The sequence below is a fragment of the Kineococcus siccus genome, assembly GCF_009906795.1.
GTDB lineage: Bacteria > Actinomycetota > Actinomycetes > Actinomycetales > Kineococcaceae > Kineococcus > Kineococcus siccus.
In genome coordinates this window covers 1-16,085 of sequence record NZ_JAAALN010000092.1, presented here as the reverse complement: position 1 = coordinate 16,085, position 16,085 = coordinate 1, and the positions used below count along the sequence as shown (strand labels likewise).

Below are 16,085 nucleotides of genomic sequence, written 5' to 3'. Positions count from 1 at the left end.
TGCCAGCCCGGCTCCCTGGGGGCGCCAGGGCGGGGACGCGCCGGGGGGGTCCGACCTCGGCCGGGGCCCCGGCGACGGCCCGGCGGCCGGCGGGGGCTACGGCGCGCCGTACCAGGTCGGCTACGACGGCACGACCGGGGCCAGGCTGCTGGCCACGCCGGACGGCCAGCCGCTCGGGGCCCTGGGCCTGCGGCTGCTGGCCCGCGTCGTCGACTACCTGATCGTCAGCACGGTCGTCGCCGTCGCGGCGTGGCAGCCGCTGTCGCGGGTCGCGGCGGTCTTCCAGACGTCCCTGGAGCAGGTCGTGGCGGCCGCCTCGTCGGGTGCGGCGCAGCCGGCGCAGCAGCTGCTGCAGAACCCTGCCGTCACCAGCGACCTGCAGACCGTCACCTACATCAGCATCGCGGTGTCCGCGGTCTACACGATCCTCTTCCTGCGCTTCCTCGGGGCCACGCCGGGCAAGCTCCTGTGCGGCCTGCGCGTGCGCAGCTGGGACCAGCCGGGGCCCCTGTCGTGGGGGCAGTCGATCCTGCGCTGGGTCAGCCGGGACCTCGTGTCGAACATCCCCTTCCTCGGGCTGTTCTACTGGGTCCTCGACTCGCTGTGGCCGCTGTGGGACACCCGGCGGCAGGCGCTGCACGACAAGCCGGGCCGGACCGTCGTGGTGCGCGCCCGCCGCTGACGCGGCGGCCCCTCAGCCGACGACGGGCTCCCCGACCAGCGCCACCCCGGCGCCGCGCATCTCCGCGAGCGCGGCGCCGGTGCTGCCGGCGGCGATGCCCGCGGTGAGGCCCAGCAGCACGGTCGTCGCGAAACCCTCGCGGACGGCGTCCAGCGCGGTCGCCCGCACGCAGTGGTCGGTGGCGATGCCCACCACGTGGACCTCGTCGACCCCGTTGCCCCGCAACCAGTCCGCGAGCCCCGTGACGAGCTCGCCGCCCTCGGCCGTGACGCTGGACGTGGTGCCCTCGAACCCGGAGTAGGCCGCGGCGTACTGCCCCTTGCGGAACACGGCCTCGATCCGCCGGGTGTCCAGCGCGTCGTGCAGCAGCGCCCCGTAGCTCCCGGCGCGGCAGTGCGGCGGCCAGGAGTCCACGAAGTCCGGCGCGTCGGAGAAGTGCGCCCCGGGGTCGACGTGGAAGTCCTGGGTCGCGACGACGTGGTCGTAGGCGATGCCGTCGCGGGCGAGCAGCGCCGACGTCGCGGCCGCGACCTCGGCCCCGCCCGCCACCGCGAGGGCGCCGCCGGGGCAGAAGTCGTTCTGGACGTCGACGACGACGAGGCAACGGGGCACGCGGGCTCCTCAGACGGGGCGGACGGCGGCACCCGCCGGAGCGGGCAGGACGGTGGTGGAGATCGCGGGCTCGCCGCGCGAGAGCGCCAGGGCGTCCCAGGGCAGGGTCACGAGGACCCGCCGGAGGTGCTCGCGCGCCCCGTGCAGGTCGGGCAGGCCCTCGACGACCTCGCCGTCGCGCACGAGCGGCACCTGCAGCGGCCGGTCGTGGGGTTCGGCGGGCGGGGCGACGCCCGTGCCGAGGACCTCCTCCGTGGCCGTGCCGGTGGGCCGGTGCCGGCGGACCGCGATCTTGCGCCCGCCCTGCGTGACCTTCGACGTCGAGCGCTTCGCGACGGGCCGGCCGTCGACCTCGACGAGCTTGTAGACCAGGCCCGCGGTCGGGGCGCCCGAGCCCGTCACGAGCGACGTGCCCACGCCGTAGCCGGCGACCGGTGCGGCCGCGAGGGCCGCGACCGCGAACTCGTCGAGGTCGCCCGAGACGACGATGCGCGTGGACGTCGCCCCCAGCGCGTCGAGCTGCTCGCGCGCCTGGACCGCGAGCACCGCGAGGTCGCCCGAGTCGATCCGCACGGCCCCGAGGCCGGGCCCGGCGACCTCCACGGCCGTAGCGATGCCGCGGGTGATGTCGTAGGTGTCGACCAGCAGCGTCGTCCCGACGCCGAGGGAGGCGACCTGGGCGCGGAACGCCTCCTCCTCGGTGTCGTGCAGGAGCGTGAAGGCGTGCGCGGACGTCCCCGACGTCGGGATGCCGTAGCGCCGCCCCGCCTCGAGGTTCGACGTCGAGGTGAACCCCGCGAGGTAGGCCGCGCGCGCCGACGCCACGGCCGACTCCTCGTGCGTGCGCCGCGAGCCCATCTCGATCAGCGGCCGGTCGCGGGCGGCGGTGACCATGCGGGCCGCGGCCGAGGCGATCGCGCAGTCGTGGTTGAGGATCGAGAGCACGAGCGTCTCCAGGACGACCGCCTCGGCGAAGGTGCCGCGCACGGTGAGCATCGGCGAGCCGGGGAAGTAGACCTCGCCCTCGGCGTAGCCGTCGACGCTGCCCGTGAACCGGTAGGAGGCCAGGTGGGCGAGCGTGGCCTCGTCGACGGTGCCGCGCGCGCGCAGGTGGTCGAGCACGTCCGCGTCGAAGCGGAAGTCCCGCAGCGCCTCCAGGACGCGCCCCGTCCCGGCCACCACGCCGAACCGGCGGCCCTCGGGCAGCCGTCGCCCGAACACCTCGAAGGTGCAGGAGCGCTCCGCCGCGCCGCTCGCCAGCGCGGCCTGCAGCATCGTGAGCTCGTACATGTCGGTCATCAGCGCCGTGCTGCTCGTCACCCGCGCCAGCCTAGGGCGCGGGCCGCGGGGCGCACGCGGCCCCCGGCGCGCGCGGCGGAGCACACCGTCCTGGGACGTCGCTGAGCGTCCCTACACTGGGCCCGTGCCGGCGATCCTCCTCACCGCTCCCGTGGAGCTGGAGCGTCCGGAGACCGACCTCGGGACGGACCTCTCGGCGCCCTGGGTCACGATCGTCTGGAACGACCCCGTCAACCTCATGTCCTACGTGACGTACGTCTTCCGCACCCACTTCGGCTACTCGGAGAGCAAGGCGGAGGCGCTGATGATGGACGTGCACTCCAAGGGCCGGGCCGCCGTGTCCACGGGCAGCCGCGAGCAGATGGAGCGCGACGTCGAGGCGATGCACGGCTACGGCCTCTGGGCGACCCTGCAGAAGGACGACTAGCCGACGATGGCCACGTTCCGCCGTTCCCGCGGGGGCGTCGTCTCCCTGGACCTCCAGCCCGTCGAGGCCGACGTCCTGGCGTCGCTGGCCCGCGAGGTCATCGAGCTGCTCGACGTGCCCGTGCGCACCCTGGACCCCCTCGCCGTCCAGCTCGGGCTCACCGACCTCGGCGACGCCGACGGCACGGTCGGCCCGACCGCGCCGCCGGACGACGACGTCCTGCGGCGGTTGCTGCCGGACGCCTACGCGGCCGCCGACGCCGACGCCTCATCGGAGTTCCGCCGGCTGACCGAGCGCAGCCTGCGCGAGCGCAAGGCCGCGGCGGCGCGGACGCTGCTGGAGTCCCTCGAGCCCGTGGCCGGGCAGGGCGGGCGCGTCCAGCTCGACGCCGAGGGCGCCCGCACCTGGCTGACGGCGCTGAACGACATCCGCCTGGCGCTGGGGACCCGGCTGGGCGTCAGCGACGACCGCGACGCCGACGACCTGGCCGAGGACGACCCCGACCGCTACGCCTGGGCGGTCTACGACTTCACGACCCACCTGCAGGAGACGCTGGTCCGCTCCCTCGGCTGAGGGCCGCCACGGCGGACGGGCCGTTGGCGCCGCCTAGGATCGCCTCCCGTGGACGCACCCATCGGCATCTTCGACTCCGGCGTGGGCGGGCTCACGGTGGCCCGCGCCGTGCTCGACCAGCTGCCCCACGAGGCGGTCCACTACATCGGCGACACCGCGCACAGCCCGTACGGCCCCAAGCCGATCGCCGAGGTGCGCCGCCACAGCCTCGACGTGCTGGACCGGCTCGTCGACTCCGGCGTGAAGATGCTCGTCATCGCGTGCAACTCCGCCTCCGCCGCGATGCTGCGCGACGCGCGCGAGCGCTACGACGTGCCCGTCGTGGAGGTGATCCAGCCCGCGGTGCGCCGCGCCGTGCGCGCCACCCGCAACGGCCGCGTGGGCGTCATCGGCACCCGCGCGACGATCAGCTCGCGCGCCTACGAGGACGCGTTCGCCGCGGCCCCGCACCTCGCCCTGACGACGGCCGCGTGCCCGCGCTTCGTCGAGTTCGTCGAGCGCGGCACCACGAGCGGCCCGGACCTGCTGACGGCCGCGCGCGAGTACCTGGCCCCGATCGTGGCCGCGGACGTCGACACGCTCGTGCTGGGCTGCACGCACTACCCGCTGCTCATGGCCGTGCTGCGCAGCGTCGTGGGCGACGACGTCACCCTCGTGTCGAGCGCCGAGGAGACGGCCTTCGACGTCTACCGCGGGCTCTCCGACCGCGGGCTGCTGCGCCCCGACGACCGGCCCGCACCCCGGCACCGCTTCACGTCGACGGGAGACCCGACACCCTTCCGGCTGCTCGCGCAGCGGTTCCTCGGGCCGCAGGTCGTCTCCGTCGAGGAGACCGGCCCCCTGCACCTCGGCGCGGTCGCAGGCCGGTGAGGTCCGGCACGACGCGCCGGGAGCTGCTGTGCCGCGCCGCGCTGCCCGTGCCCGCGTGCGCGTCGCCCGCGGCGACGAGCGACCAGGCGCTCGACGCGGCGACGGGCTGACTGCGCGTCCCGTCGCTGAACGTGACGACGAGCCGGGTGAGCCCCGGCAGCGGGCGCCCGCGCAAGGACGGCCCGACGAGCACGGTGCGCGCGACCTCGCGCACGGCCAGGCGGCGCAGCGGGGCGAGCGTGACGCGCAGGGGACGGAGGACCACGCCCTCGTGGTCGGCGGGACCGGTCGTCACCCGGTCACCGGGGCGCAGGGCCCGCGTGGAGCGCTTCACCATGCCCACATCGTGCCGCACCGACCGCGCGGTCGGGCGCTCCCGCGGAGATTGCGCCGTGTCGCCGTGCCCGGTGCGCGTCCCACCAGCCCCACCCGTTCCCCGTTGCGACACATCGTCATCAGTGTGAGTCCGAGAGTGAGCGAGGGCGGGCCCGGGGCGGCTCCCAGGCCCGGGTGAGACCCTGGTCCGGTGACCACGACGACCCCCGCTCCCGCCCGCGCCGACGGCCGCGCCGCCGACGAACTGCGTCCCGTCAGGATCACCCGCGGCTGGCTGGACCACGCCGAGGGCAGCGTGCTCGTCGAGTTCGGCCGCACGCGCGTCCTGTGCGCGGCGTCCTTCACCGAGGGCGTGCCCCGGTGGCGCAAGGGCTCCGGCCAGGGCTGGGTGACCGCGGAGTACGCCATGCTGCCCCGCGCGACGAACACCCGCAGTGACCGCGAGTCGGTCAAGGGCCGCGTCGGCGGGCGCACGCACGAGATCTCGAGGCTCGTCGGGCGCAGCCTGCGCGCCGTGATCGACACCGCGGCGCTCGGCGAGAACACGGTCGTCCTGGACTGCGACGTCCTGCAGGCCGACGGGGGCACCCGCACGGCCGCGATCACGGGGGCCTACGTGGCCCTCGCCGACGCCGTGTCCTGGGCGAAGGGGAAGGGACTCGTCAAGCCCTCCCGGCAGCCGCTCACCGGCACGGTCAGCGCCGTCAGCGTCGGCGTCGTCGGCGGCCGCCCCGTGCTGGACCTGCCCTACGAGGAGGACGTCCGCGCCGAGACCGACATGAACGTCGTCGTCACGGGCGACGGCCGGTTCGTCGAGGTGCAGGGCACGGCCGAGGGCGCGCCCTTCGACCGGGCCGAGCTCGACGCGCTGCTGGACCTCGCGCTGGCGGGCTGCTCGAGCCTCGCCCGCGTGCAGGCCGAGGCCCTCGCGGCGGGGCCGGCGCGGTGAGCACCCCGCGCCTGGTGCTCGCCACCCGCAACGCGCACAAGGTGGGGGAGCTGCGCGCCGTGCTGGCCGGCGAGGTCGAGGCCGGGCGCCTGGCCGCGGTCGAGGTCCTCGGCGTCGACGCCTTCCCCGACGTCCCCGAGGTCGCCGAGACCGGCACCACGTTCGCGGACAACGCGCTGCTGAAGGCCCGCGCCGTCGCGGCCGCCACGGGGGTGCTCGCCGTGGCCGACGACTCCGGCATCGCCGTCGACGTGCTCGGGGGCGCCCCCGGCATCTTCTCGGCGCGCTGGGCCGGCCGGCACGGCGACGACGCCGCCAACCTCGACCTCCTCCTCGCCCAGCTGGCCGACGTCCCGGCGGAGCACCGCGGGGGCGCCTTCGTCTGCGCCGCGGCGCTCGCGAGCCCGGACGGCGGCAGCCACGTCGAGGTCGCCGAGCTGCGGGGCACCCTGCGCGCGGCCCGCAGCGGGGCGGGCGGCTTCGGCTACGACCCGGTCTTCGTGCCCGCGGGCAGCGACCGCACGCTGGCCGAGCACACCGCCGAGGAGAAGAACGCCGTGAGCCACCGGGGCCGGGCGTTCCGGGCCCTCGTGCCGGCGCTGGTGACCGCGCTCACCCGCCCCGCGGCCCCCCCGGCACCCATCCGCGGCACCACCGGCTCCGAAGCCTCCGCGTGAGCACCCAGGAGGACGTCACCGCCGCCGGCGGCCAGGAGGGGAGTGCGGGGCAGCCGATCGCGCCCCGCGCAGGTCGTGGGTGGTTCGCAGGGGCCGGTGTCCTCTCGGCCGCGCTCACGCTCGGGGTGGGGCAGCTGACGGCCGGCGTCGTGTCGCCGTCGGCGGCCCCCCTCGTCGTCGTCGGGGGAGCGGTCATCGACCGGGTCCCGCCGTGGCTGAAGGACTTCGCCATCCGGACGTTCGGGACGAACGACAAGCTCGTCCTGCTGCTGACGATGGGCGCGGTCATCGCCGTCCTCGCGGCCGTCGCGGGCGTCATCGCCCGCCGCCGCCTGGGCGCCGGGCTCGTGGTCGTCGGCCTGCTCGGGCTCGTGGGCGTCGCGGCCGCCGTGACCCGGCCGGACTCCTCGCCGCTGTCGCCCCTGCCGTCCGTGCTCGGCGCGGGCGCCGGCGCCTACGCGCTCACGGTGCTCACCCGGCGCCTGCTCCGCACGGGCCCCGGCGAGGGCCCGCAGCGGCGCACCGTCATCCTCGGTGTGGCCGCCGCCGCCGCGGCCGCGACCGCCGGGGGTGGGCAGCTCCTCGTCCGTTCCCGCAGCGCCGAGGCCTCGCGGGACGCCATCCGCCTGCCCGCGCCGGCCGACCCGGCGCCGCCGCTGCCCCCGGGCGTCGACCCCGGCCCCTCCGGCCTCACGCCGTACGTCACGCGCAACGCGGACTTCTACCGCATCGACACCGCGCTGAGCGTCCCGGACGTCAAGGCCGAGGACTGGTCGCTGCGCATCCACGGCATGGTGGGCGAGGAGCTGACCCTCACCTACGACGACCTGCTGGCGCTGCCCCTGCGCGAGCGGTGGATCACCCTGACCTGCGTGAGCAACGAGGTCGGCGGCAGCTACGTCGGCAACGCGCGCTGGCTGGGGTACCCGCTGCAGGAGCTGCTCGCCCGGGTCGCCCCGAGCGCGGGGGCCGACATGGTCTACGCCACCAGCACCGACGGCTTCACCCTCTCCGCGCCCCTGGCCGACCTGACCGACGGCCGGGACGCCATGCTCGCGGTCGGCATGAACGGTGAGCCGCTGCCCCGCGAGCACGGGTTCCCCGTCCGCATGGTCGTGCCGGGCCTGTACGGCTACGTCTCGGCCTGCAAGTGGGTCACCGACCTCGAGATCACCACGTTCGCCGAGAAGACGGCGTACTGGACCGATCGCGGGTGGTCCGCCCGCGGTCCCATCAAGACCGCGTCGCGCATCGACGTCCCGCAGTCCTTCGCCACCGTCCGCGCGGGGCGGGTGCCGATCGCCGGCGTCGCGTGGGCGCAGCACCGCGGGGTCGACAAGGTCGAGGTCAGCATCGACCGCGGCGAGTGGGCGCCGGCCCGGATCGTGCCCTCGGTCTCGGACGACACGTGGTGCCAGTGGGTCTACGACTGGGACGCCTCCGGCGCGGGTGCCGGCAGCCACACGCTCCAGGTGCGGGCGACCGACGGCACGGGGCAGACGCAGACGCAGGACGTCGCCGCGCCCGTCCCCGACGGAGCCAGCGGCTGGGACTCCGTCACCGTCACCGTCGAGTAGGACCGCCGCGCCGCACCGTTCAGCACCGCACCGCTCAGCACCGCCCCGCACCGTTCAGCACCGCCCCGCGCAGGCCCGTCACCGGAACCCGGTGGCGGGCCTCTCGGCGTTCCGGGGGCGGCCGGCCGGGGACGTGCCGCGCCGCGGGGGAGTTCCTCCCGCACCCCGCCCGACGGCGTGCGGCCCGACCCGGGGAACGGCCGCGGGAACCGCGCACCGGTCGTCGGGGAACTCGGCGAAACCCTCGCACGGGCCGGTGTGAAACAGCTCACGGGATTCCCGGGAAAGAACTCCGGGCCGGTCCCATCCGCGGCGGGGGCAGTTCCGAACTACTCCTGCAACGACGATCCGGTCCTTCCGGCCGGATCTCACCACACGCAGCAGGAGAAACTCACCATGAAGCGCATCGGCACCCTCTTCGCCCTCACCGCCACGGTGACGCTCGGCCTCGCCGCCTGCGGCAGCAGCGACACCGGGTCGACGACGACCGACACGTCCAGCTCCTCCTCGAGCAGCAGTGCGATGCCGTCGACGTCGTCGAGCTCGAGCTCCACCAGCGCGGCCATGATGTCCATGCCGGTCGGCCCCGGCTGCGCCGACTACGCCGCCGCCAACGCCGACGGCCCCGCGTCCGTCGGGGGCATGGCCACCGCGCCGCTGGCCACCGCGGCCGGTGCCAACCCGCTGCTGAAGACCCTCACCGCCGCGGTCTCCGGCCAGCTGAACCCGAACGTGAACCTGGTCAACGACCTCAACGGCGGCCAGCTCACCGTGTTCGCGCCCGTCGACGACGCCTTCGGGAAGATCGACCCGGCCACCATCGAGTCCCTCAAGACCGACACGGCCACCCTGACGAAGATCCTCACGTACCACGTCGTCTCGGGTCAGCTGTCCCCCGACCAGATCGTCGGCACCCACAAGACCCTCGAGGGTGGCGACGTCACCGTGGCCGGCACCCCCGAGATGCTGACGGTCAACGGCACCACGAACGTCATCTGCGGTGGCGTCAAGACCGCCAACGCGACCGTGTACCTCATCGACTCGGTCCTGATGCCCCCGGCCTGACCATCGGCCTGAGCACCGTCCGCTCCCGGTGGCCGGCTCCCCGCGAGCCGGCGCCGGGGCCGGACCCCGGGACACGGCGCACGGCCTGCGGGCCGTGAGCCGGGCGCGTCCGCGGGGGTTCACCGGGCCCGGCGTTGCGCCGTTCGGGTGGTCGCCGGGGTCGGACCCATCCGGGACCGACACGGGGACGAAACCCGACCATGACCCGTGCGCTGTGGTGGGAGGTGCCAGAGTGTCCACGATGACCACGTCAGGACCGCGCGCCACCGGAGCCGCAGAGCGGGGCAGTGCCGACGACGCGCTGCTCGCCGCGGCGACCGGTGACCAGCACGCCTTCGCGCAGTTCTACGACGCGACGGTCCCCGTCGTCTTCGGGACCGTCCTGCGCGTCCTGCGCGACCACGCCCAGAGCGAGGAGGTCGTCCAGGAGGTCTTCCTGGAGGCCTGGCGCACCGCCGTCCGCTTCGACCCCGCGCGCGGGACCGCCCGCGGGTGGATCGTGACGATGGCCCACCGCCGCGCGGTCGACCGCGTCCGTTCCAGCCAGGCCAGCTCCGACCGCGACGAACGCGCGGGCATCCGGGAGCCGGCTCCCTACGACAGCGTCAGCGAGGAGGTCGAGGTGCTCCTGGAGCGGGAGGAGGTGCAGCGCGCCCTGAGCGCCCTGACCCCCGTGCAGCGCGAAGCGGTGGACCTCGCCTACTACGGCGGACGCACGCACCGCGAGATCGCCGAAGACCTGCGGCTGCCGCTCGGCACCGTGAAGACCCGCTTGCGCGACGCCCTGATCCGCCTGCGCGACGTGATGGGGGTGACGGTGGCATGAGCGGCACGGACGACGCCACGACGCGCGGGGGGACCCGCGAGGACGTCGACTCCCTCGCGGGGGCGTGGGCCCTGGACGCCCTCGACGACGACGAGCGCGCCCTCTACGAACGGCACCTGCAGTCCTCGCCGGCCGCCCGCGACGGGGCCGAGCAGCTGCGGGAGACGGCGTCCCGGCTGGGCGTCACCACTCCGGCGCAGCCCCCGCCGCACCTGCGCGCCAGCATCCTCGCGGCGATCGCCGACACCCCCCAGGAGCGGTCGGCGCCTGCGGCGTCGGTCGTCGCCGGCGCCCGGCCCGCGAGCTCCGGCCGCTCCGTCGACGCCCCCGCTGCGCCCGGTGCTCCCGTCGACCTGGCGGAGCAGCGCCGGCGCCGGCGGGGCCGGCCGGGCTACGCCCTGCTCGCCGCCGCGGCCTGCGCGGTCGTCGCGGTGGGTGGCGTCACCTACGCCGTGGACGCCCGCCGCGACGCGGACCGGCTGTCGGCCACGGTGGCGGCGCAGGAGCGCTACCAGGAGCAGGTGGAGTCCGTCCTGACCAGCGCCGGTGCGCAGGTCGTGCGGGTCGACGCCACGGGCGGCGGCGCGGCCACCGTCGTGCACGCCGGCACCCGCGCCGTGGTGCTGGCGGACCTGCCCCCGGTGCCCGACCGGCAGTACCAGCTCTGGTTCGTCGAGGGCCAGACCGTGCGCTCGGCGGGCCTGCTGCCCGCCCCGGCCGACGGACGCTCCACGTTCTTCGTGCCCGACACGGGTGGCGCCAGCGGTCTCGGGATCTCGGTCGAACCCGTCGGCGGCTCGCAGCAGCCGACGACGCAGCCCATCGTCCTGGCGCCGATCCCGGCCTGAGCGCCGGGCGGTCCGCTCCCGCGGGCCGGCTCGGCCGCCTTGCCCGGGCCGCGGGTGCGGGGAGAGGGTCTCGGGGTGAGCCCCGCACCCGGCGAGTCCGCCGTCCACGTCCTGCACGAGAACCCCGACTGGTTCCCGCCCTTCGCCGACGCCTTCGCGGCCGAGGGCGTCGAGCTGCGCGAGCACCTGCTCACGGGCGGCGTCCTCGACCTCGCCGACCCGCCGGCGCCCGGCGTCTGGTGGTCGCGGATGTCCGCGTCCTCCCACACCCGGGGCCACGCGCTGTCCTCCGCGCACACCCGCGCGGTGCTGTCCTGGGTCGAGGCCGCCGGGCGGCGGACCGTCAACGGCCGGCGGGTCCTGGAGCTCGAGCTCAGCAAGGTCGACCAGCTGACGGCGCTCGCGGCCGCGGGGATCGACGTGCCCCGCACGGTCGTCGTCGTCGGCACCGACCGGCTGCTGGCCGCGGCGAAGGGCGTGTCCGTCCCCTTCGTCACCAAGCACGCGCAGGGCGGCAAGGGCCTGGGCGTCGCGCGCTTCGACAGCCACGAGGAGCTCGCCGACGCCGCGGCGTCGGGGGAGCTGGAGGAACCCGTCGACGGGGTGTGGCTGCTGCAGGAGTACGTGCGTCCCGCCGACGACTCGATCACCCGGTGCGAGTTCGTGGGCGGGGAGTTCCTGTACGCCGTCCGGGCCGACACCGCCAAGGGCGGGTTCCAGCTGTGCCCGGCCGACGCGTGCGCGCTCGACCCCGTCACCGGACGCCCCGTCATGCCCCCGGGCGCGACCGTCCCGCAGGAACCCGGCGAGCAGATCTTCAGCCTGCGCGAGGGTTTCGCGCACCCGGTGCTCGGCGCGTACGCGGAGTTCCTGCGTCGCTGGGGGATCGAGATCGCGGGCATCGAGTTCATCCAGACGGCCGAGGGGCGTCTCGTCACCTACGACGTCAACACGAACACCAACTACAACGCGGCCGTGGACGCGGCCGCACCCCGCTCCGGCCCCCGCGAGATCGCCCGCCACCTCGGCCGGCTGCTCGCCGAGCACGGCTGACCGGGGTCCTCCGCCGGCCCGCGGGGGCGGTTCCCGGCGGCGGGGGAGCCGCCGCCGGGAGGAGTGCGCGCGGCTCGGTTAGGCTCCCGCGCAGCGAGCGGGAGTGGTGTAACTGGCAGCCACGCAGGACTTAGGATCCTGTGCCTCCGGGCGTGCGGGTTCGAGTCCCGTCTCCCGCACTCGTCGGCGGCTCAGGCCGCGTCGACGCCCAGGTCCTTGCGCAGCCGGGCCACGTGGCCCTTCGCGCGGACGTTGTGCTGCGCGAGCACCACCGTGCCGTCCGGGCCCACGACGACGGTCGAGCGGACGACGCCGACGGACGTCCTGCCGTACATCGTCTTCTCGCCCCACGCCCCGTAGGCCTCGAGGACGGCGTGGTCGGGGTCGGACAGCAGGGGGAACGTCAGGCCGTCCCGCTCGACGAAGCGCGCGAGCTTCGCGACCGGGTCCGGCGAGACGCCGAGGACGCGGTAGCCGGCGGCGTTCAGCGCGTCGAGGGAGTCGCGGAAGTCGCAGGCCTGCGTCGTGCAGCCCGGCGTCATGGCCGCCGGGTAGAAGTAGAGGACGACGTGCTCGCCGCGCAGCCCGGACAGCGTGACGCTGCTGCCGTCGGAGGCGGTCAGGGTGAAGTCCGGGGCGGTGTCCCCCGGAGCGAGTCGCTCGGGCATGCCCGGCACGCTAGCCGCCCCGCACCCCCGCCCGGCAGGGGACCGCGGGCGTCGCGCCCGGGGTCGCGCGGGTGCGGCGGCCTCCTGCTCCGGTACGGTCGGGGCTCCGCGACGGCCCCCGGTCACCAGGGGGCGTGCGGATCCGCACGTCAGCGCGGCACCCGGAGCACGCCACGGGGCCGCATGGAACAGGAGCAGGAGGGCCGTGATGGTCAACGACGGCGGCAAGGCCGAGATCACCACGACCGACCCCCGCGCGCTCGAGCGCGAGGTCGAGCTGCGCCGGGCGCAGCTGGCGGGCACCATCGACGAGCTCACCGCGCGGATCGCCCCCTCGGCGATCAAGGAGCGCGGCATCGCCACCGTGAAGCAGAAGGTCACGGCCTTCACGACGGCCCCGGACGGCTCGCTGCGCGTCGAGCGGGTCGGCGCGGTCGCCGCGGCCGTCGTCGGGATCACCTTGCTGCTCGTCGTGCGGGCGGTCCGCAAGCGCCGCTGAGAGACCCCGGCGCGGCCCCCGCGGTCCCCGCCCTCCGTCGGCGGGCGGCGTGGCCGCGCGCTACGGTCGGCCCCGTGAGCGCCACCCCCGACGATCCCCGTCTGCCCGTGCGGATGCTGCACGACCGGGTCCTCGTCAGCGCCGAGAACGCGGGCGAGCGCACGTCGTCCAAGGGCATCCTCATCCCCGCCACGGCCGCGGTCGGCCGCCGGCTGGCCTGGGCGCGCGTCGTCGCCCTCGGGCAGCACGTCCGGCAGGTGGAGGTCGGCGACCGCGTCCTGTACGACCCCGAGGACAGGGCCGAGGTCGAGCTGCACGGCGAGGGCTACGTCCTGCTGCGCGAGCGCGACCTGCACGCCGTGGCGGCTCCGCGCGTCGACGACGGCCAGACCGGGCTGTACCTCTGAACCCCGACGCGCCCGCCCGGTCCGGCGCGCCCGTCCGGCGCAACGCGCGCTACACCAGGCTGGCCGCCGACGGCCCGCTGCCATGGGACATGGTGCGCGCGGTCCCGGGCATCCGCCGCAGCCCCGTGGACTTCCTCACCGCCACCACGCGCCGCTACGGCGACGTCGTCGCGTTCCCGCTGCCCCGCACGCCGGTGCTGCTGCTCAACGACCCCGAGGGCGTGCGGCACGTGCTCGTCGAGGCGCACCGGTCCTACGGGCGCGCGACGCTGCAGTACTCGGCGCTGGCCACGGTCACGGGCGCGGGGCTGCTGACGAGCGACGGGGAGGCGTGGCGACGGCACCGGCGCACCGTGCAGCCCGCGTTCCACCACTCCTCGCTCGGCGGGGTCGCCGAGCAGTCCGTCGCGGCGGCGGAGCGGTTGCGGGACAGGGCGTCGCGGCTCGCGCCGGGAGAACCGCTGGAGGTCCTCGACGCCACGTCGCGCGCGAGCCTGGAGGTCGTCGGGCACACCCTGGCCGACGCCGACCTGTCCGGCGTCGCGCAGGACCTCGTGGACGCCGTCGGACGCGCGCTCGAGCTCGTCGTGGCCCGGGCGCAGAACCCCGTCCCGAACTCCTGGCCGACGCGCTCGCGGCGGCGGCTGGCGCACGAGGTGGCCGCGATCGACCGGGTGTGCGCTCAGGTCGTCGGGGCCCGCCGGGCGCGGGGCGTCGCCGAGGACGCCGACGACGTCGTCGGGCTCATGCTGCGCGCCGGGCTCTCCGACGCGGAGGTGCGCGACGAGCTCGTCACCTTCGTCGTGGCGGGCCACGAGACGGTCGCGTCGTCGCTGACCTGGACGCTGGACCTGCTGGCCCGGCACCCGCGGGTCCAGGAGCGGCTGCACGCCGAGCTCGCGGCCGTGCTCGGCGCCCCGGGCGGCGCGCGGGCCCCCGGCTGGGACGACCTCGCGGCGCTGCCGTACACCCGGGCCGTGCTCGAGGAGTCCCTGCGGCTGTACCCGCCCGCGTGGGTCATCACGCGCACGGCCCTCGTCGACGACACCGTGGCCGGCGTGCCCGTGCCCGCGGGGACGCTCGTCATCGTCTGCACGTGGGCGCTGCACCGCCACCCCGACCTCTGGGAGGCGCCGGAGGAGTTCCGCCCGGAGCGGTTCCTCGACGCCCCCCGGCGGGACCTGGGCTACGTGCCGTTCGGGGCCGGCGCCCGGCTCTGCATCGGCCGCGACCTGGCCGTCGTGGAGTCGGCGCTCGTCCTCGCGACGCTGCTGCGCGACCGCCGGGTGCGCCCGGCCCCCGGCCCCCGGCCCGCCGTGGAGTCGCTGGTCACGCTGCGCCCCCGGGGCGGGCTGCGCCTGCTCGTGGAGCCGCTCCCCGCGTGAGCGGGGTGGGTGCGGCAGCATGGGCACCGATGAGCACCCCGCGCGAGCGTCCCCCGGCCGGCGGGGCCGGGCCGGCCCTCGACCCCCGGCTGCGGTCCGCCGTGGACGCCAGCGTCGGCTGGTACGAGGACCTGTGCGCCCTGCACGGCGTGGGTTCCGTGCTGGCGCAGGGGTTGTGGAGCACCACGAGGCCTCCGCCGCCCCTGCACTCCGACGCCGTCGTGGTGGAACCGGGGGTGAGCGCCGAGCTCGTCGCGCAGCGCCTCGACGGCCGTGCGCACGCCGGGGTGAAGGACAGCTTCGCCACCCTGGACCTGTCCGGGTCGGGCCTGCGGGTCCTGTTCGCCGCGACCTGGGTCCACCGCCGGGCGGCGGTGCCGGTCGGCGCCGACCGCAGCCCCTGGTCGCTCGTGCGGACCGGGGAGCAGCTGGCGGGGTGGACGGCGCGGCACGACACCACCGGCGTCCTGCTGCCGGGGCTGCTGCAGCGCGCGCACGTCGCGGTCCTGGCCCGGCGGGTCGAGGGCCGCCCCGTCGCCGGGGCGGTCGCGCGCCTGGGCAGCGGCACCGTCGACGTCTCCAACACCTGGGCCGTCGAGGGCCACCGGCTGGACTGGGCGGAGCTCGCCGGCGCCGTCGCGGGGCTGTTCCCGGCCCGCCCCCTCGTCGGCTACCAGCGGGGCGCGGACCTCACCGACGCCCTCGCCGGCGGCTTCGAGGCGGTGGGAGACCTGCGCGTCTGGGTCCGGTGACGCCGGCGCGCCGCACCGCCGGGCCGCGGGGCCGGCCTGGCAGGGTCCTGGCGTGAGCACACCCGAGCCGCCGCCCCCGTCGACCCCCCGCACCAAGGAGACGTTCGTCTTCTCCCCGGCCGACGGCGTCCCGCCCCAGGTCGGGCCCTTCGCGCACGCGACCCGCTGGGGCGAGCTCGTGTTCGTGACGGGCCAGATGCCCACCGATCCCGCGACCGGCCGGCTCGTGGCCGGCGGCCTGCTGGAGCAGGCGGAGCAGGTGCGCCGCAACCTGTCCGCGGTCCTCGCGCAGTTCGCCATGACGCTCGACGACGCCCTGCAGGTCCGCGTCTACCTCACGGACTTCACCGGCTTCGACGCCTTCAACGACGCCTACCGCGGCTGGTTCGCCGGGCCGCTGCCCGCCCGCACCACGGTCGGGGTGACGGGCCTCGCGGTGGGGGCCGTGGTCGAGGTGGACCTCGTGGCGGCCGGTCCGGTGACCTGAGCGCCTCAGGGCATCTCCACCGTCTCGGCGCGGCGCACCTCGGCCAGGGCGGCGTCCAGGTGCGCCGCGCCGAGACGGTGGAGATGCCCTGAG

19 protein-coding genes and 1 tRNA gene are annotated in these 16,085 nt (G+C 76.0%); 17 read left to right on the top strand and 3 right to left on the bottom strand.

Features of this window, described 5'->3' with window-relative positions; translation table 11 throughout:
* Window positions 1–682: RDD family protein (locus GTR02_RS11805; RefSeq protein WP_166607693.1), on the top strand; the 682-nt coding region annotated here is incomplete at its 5' end.
* Window positions 683–694: 12 nt separating this feature from the next.
* Here the strand turns inward: GTR02_RS11805 and GTR02_RS11800 are convergent.
* Both GTR02_RS11800 and GTR02_RS11795 read right to left on the bottom strand, forming a co-directional pair.
* On the bottom strand, window positions 695–1,294 hold the full coding sequence (locus GTR02_RS11800; protein WP_166607692.1) for an isochorismatase family protein: 600 nt from the start codon (window positions 1,292–1,294) through the stop codon (window positions 695–697).
* Between the two features lie 9 nt (window positions 1,295–1,303).
* Window positions 1,304–2,593, bottom strand: coding sequence for a nicotinate phosphoribosyltransferase (locus GTR02_RS11795; RefSeq protein ID WP_420814723.1), 1,290 nt, complete (start codon window positions 2,591–2,593; stop codon window positions 1,304–1,306).
* Window positions 2,594–2,717: 124 nt separating this feature from the next.
* On the opposite strand from GTR02_RS11795, the gene clpS reads away from it, so the two are divergent.
* From clpS to GTR02_RS11740, 11 genes are all read left to right on the top strand, one after another.
* Window positions 2,718–3,020 (top strand): ATP-dependent Clp protease adapter ClpS, encoded by a 303-nt coding sequence (clpS, locus tag GTR02_RS23145; protein ID WP_338073762.1) that lies wholly within the window; start codon window positions 2,718–2,720, stop codon window positions 3,018–3,020.
* A gap of 6 nt (window positions 3,021–3,026) precedes the next feature.
* Window positions 3,027–3,593 carry a DUF2017 domain-containing protein gene (locus tag GTR02_RS11785; protein ID WP_166607689.1) on the top strand — a complete coding sequence of 189 codons (567 nt, stop codon included), beginning with the start codon at window positions 3,027–3,029 and terminating at the stop codon, window positions 3,591–3,593.
* A gap of 48 nt (window positions 3,594–3,641) precedes the next feature.
* Window positions 3,642–4,463: a glutamate racemase gene (gene murI / locus GTR02_RS11780; RefSeq protein ID WP_166607688.1), complete on the top strand. Its 822-nt coding sequence runs from the start codon at window positions 3,642–3,644 to the stop codon at window positions 4,461–4,463.
* A 526-nt stretch (window positions 4,464–4,989) separates the two neighbouring features.
* On the top strand, window positions 4,990–5,748 hold the full coding sequence (gene rph / locus GTR02_RS11775) for a ribonuclease PH (protein ID WP_166607687.1): 759 nt from the start codon (window positions 4,990–4,992) through the stop codon (window positions 5,746–5,748).
* Window positions 5,745–6,425: an RdgB/HAM1 family non-canonical purine NTP pyrophosphatase gene (gene rdgB, locus GTR02_RS11770; RefSeq protein ID WP_166607686.1), complete on the top strand. Its 681-nt coding sequence runs from the start codon at window positions 5,745–5,747 to the stop codon at window positions 6,423–6,425. The genes rph and rdgB overlap by 4 nt, the downstream gene beginning before the upstream one ends.
* Entirely contained in the window at window positions 6,422–8,002 is a 1,581-nt protein-coding gene (locus tag GTR02_RS23820; protein ID WP_338073761.1) for a molybdopterin-dependent oxidoreductase, read from the top strand. The genes rdgB and GTR02_RS23820 overlap by 4 nt, the downstream gene beginning before the upstream one ends.
* 396 nt (window positions 8,003–8,398) lie before the next feature.
* Complete coding sequence (locus GTR02_RS11760; protein WP_166607685.1) at window positions 8,399–9,067, top strand: fasciclin domain-containing protein; 669 nt, start codon at window positions 8,399–8,401, stop codon at window positions 9,065–9,067.
* Window positions 9,068–9,308: 241 nt separating this feature from the next.
* Window positions 9,309–9,893: an ECF RNA polymerase sigma factor SigK gene (gene sigK, locus GTR02_RS11755; protein ID WP_166607684.1), complete on the top strand. Its 585-nt coding sequence runs from the start codon at window positions 9,309–9,311 to the stop codon at window positions 9,891–9,893.
* Entirely contained in the window at window positions 9,890–10,741 is an 852-nt protein-coding gene (locus GTR02_RS11750) for an anti-sigma factor (protein WP_166607683.1), read from the top strand. The genes sigK and GTR02_RS11750 overlap by 4 nt, the downstream gene beginning before the upstream one ends.
* A 75-nt stretch (window positions 10,742–10,816) precedes the next feature.
* Window positions 10,817–11,794, top strand: a complete 978-nt coding sequence (locus GTR02_RS11745; RefSeq protein ID WP_338073760.1) for an ATP-grasp domain-containing protein — start codon at window positions 10,817–10,819, stop codon at window positions 11,792–11,794.
* A 97-nt stretch (window positions 11,795–11,891) separates the two neighbouring features.
* Window positions 11,892–11,973, top strand: a tRNA-Leu gene (locus GTR02_RS11740).
* A 12-nt stretch (window positions 11,974–11,985) separates the two neighbouring features.
* On the opposite strand, the gene bcp is transcribed toward GTR02_RS11740, so the two are convergent.
* Window positions 11,986–12,462 carry a thioredoxin-dependent thiol peroxidase gene (bcp, locus tag GTR02_RS11735; RefSeq protein ID WP_166607682.1) on the bottom strand — a complete coding sequence of 159 codons (477 nt, stop codon included), beginning with the start codon at window positions 12,460–12,462 and terminating at the stop codon, window positions 11,986–11,988.
* A gap of 208 nt (window positions 12,463–12,670) precedes the next feature.
* Here bcp and GTR02_RS11730 point away from each other — a divergent pair, with 208 nt between their 5' ends.
* The 5 genes from GTR02_RS11730 (at window position 12,671) to GTR02_RS11710 (ending at window position 15,992) form a co-directional block, all read left to right on the top strand.
* Entirely contained in the window at window positions 12,671–12,961 is a 291-nt protein-coding gene (locus tag GTR02_RS11730) for a DUF3618 domain-containing protein (RefSeq protein WP_166607681.1), read from the top strand.
* Window positions 12,962–13,074: 113 nt separating this feature from the next.
* Complete coding sequence (locus tag GTR02_RS11725) at window positions 13,075–13,368, top strand: GroES family chaperonin (protein ID WP_166607694.1); 294 nt, start codon at window positions 13,075–13,077, stop codon at window positions 13,366–13,368.
* Window positions 13,365–14,753: a cytochrome P450 gene (locus GTR02_RS11720; protein ID WP_338073763.1), complete on the top strand. Its 1,389-nt coding sequence runs from the start codon at window positions 13,365–13,367 to the stop codon at window positions 14,751–14,753. Before GTR02_RS11725 ends, GTR02_RS11720 begins: the two co-directional genes overlap by 4 nt.
* A gap of 29 nt (window positions 14,754–14,782) precedes the next feature.
* Window positions 14,783–15,505, top strand: a complete 723-nt coding sequence (locus GTR02_RS11715; protein WP_166607679.1) for a hypothetical protein — start codon at window positions 14,783–14,785, stop codon at window positions 15,503–15,505.
* 52 nt (window positions 15,506–15,557) lie between these two features.
* Complete coding sequence (locus GTR02_RS11710; protein WP_166607678.1) at window positions 15,558–15,992, top strand: Rid family hydrolase; 435 nt, start codon at window positions 15,558–15,560, stop codon at window positions 15,990–15,992.
* Window positions 15,993–16,085: the final 93 nt, after the last annotated feature.

What these genes read in the sequence shown, in the direction of transcription:
- GTR02_RS11795 (WP_420814723.1), bottom strand. Translation starts at nt 2,593, where the DNA reads ATGACCGACATGTACGAGCTCACGATGCTGCAGGCCGCGCTGGCGAGC.
- GTR02_RS11785 (WP_166607689.1), top strand. Translation starts at nt 3,027, where the DNA reads ATGGCCACGTTCCGCCGTTCCCGCGGGGGCGTCGTCTCCCTGGACCTC.
- GTR02_RS11760 (WP_166607685.1), top strand. Translation starts at nt 8,399, where the DNA reads ATGAAGCGCATCGGCACCCTCTTCGCCCTCACCGCCACGGTGACGCTC.
- sigK (WP_166607684.1), top strand. Translation starts at nt 9,309, where the DNA reads ATGACCACGTCAGGACCGCGCGCCACCGGAGCCGCAGAGCGGGGCAGT.
- GTR02_RS11750 (WP_166607683.1), top strand. Translation starts at nt 9,890, where the DNA reads ATGAGCGGCACGGACGACGCCACGACGCGCGGGGGGACCCGCGAGGAC.
- bcp (WP_166607682.1), bottom strand. Translation starts at nt 12,462, where the DNA reads ATGCCCGAGCGACTCGCTCCGGGGGACACCGCCCCGGACTTCACCCTG.
- GTR02_RS11730 (WP_166607681.1), top strand. Translation starts at nt 12,671, where the DNA reads ATGGTCAACGACGGCGGCAAGGCCGAGATCACCACGACCGACCCCCGC.
- GTR02_RS11725 (WP_166607694.1), top strand. Translation starts at nt 13,075, where the DNA reads ATGCTGCACGACCGGGTCCTCGTCAGCGCCGAGAACGCGGGCGAGCGC.
- GTR02_RS11715 (WP_166607679.1), top strand. Translation starts at nt 14,783, where the DNA reads ATGAGCACCCCGCGCGAGCGTCCCCCGGCCGGCGGGGCCGGGCCGGCC.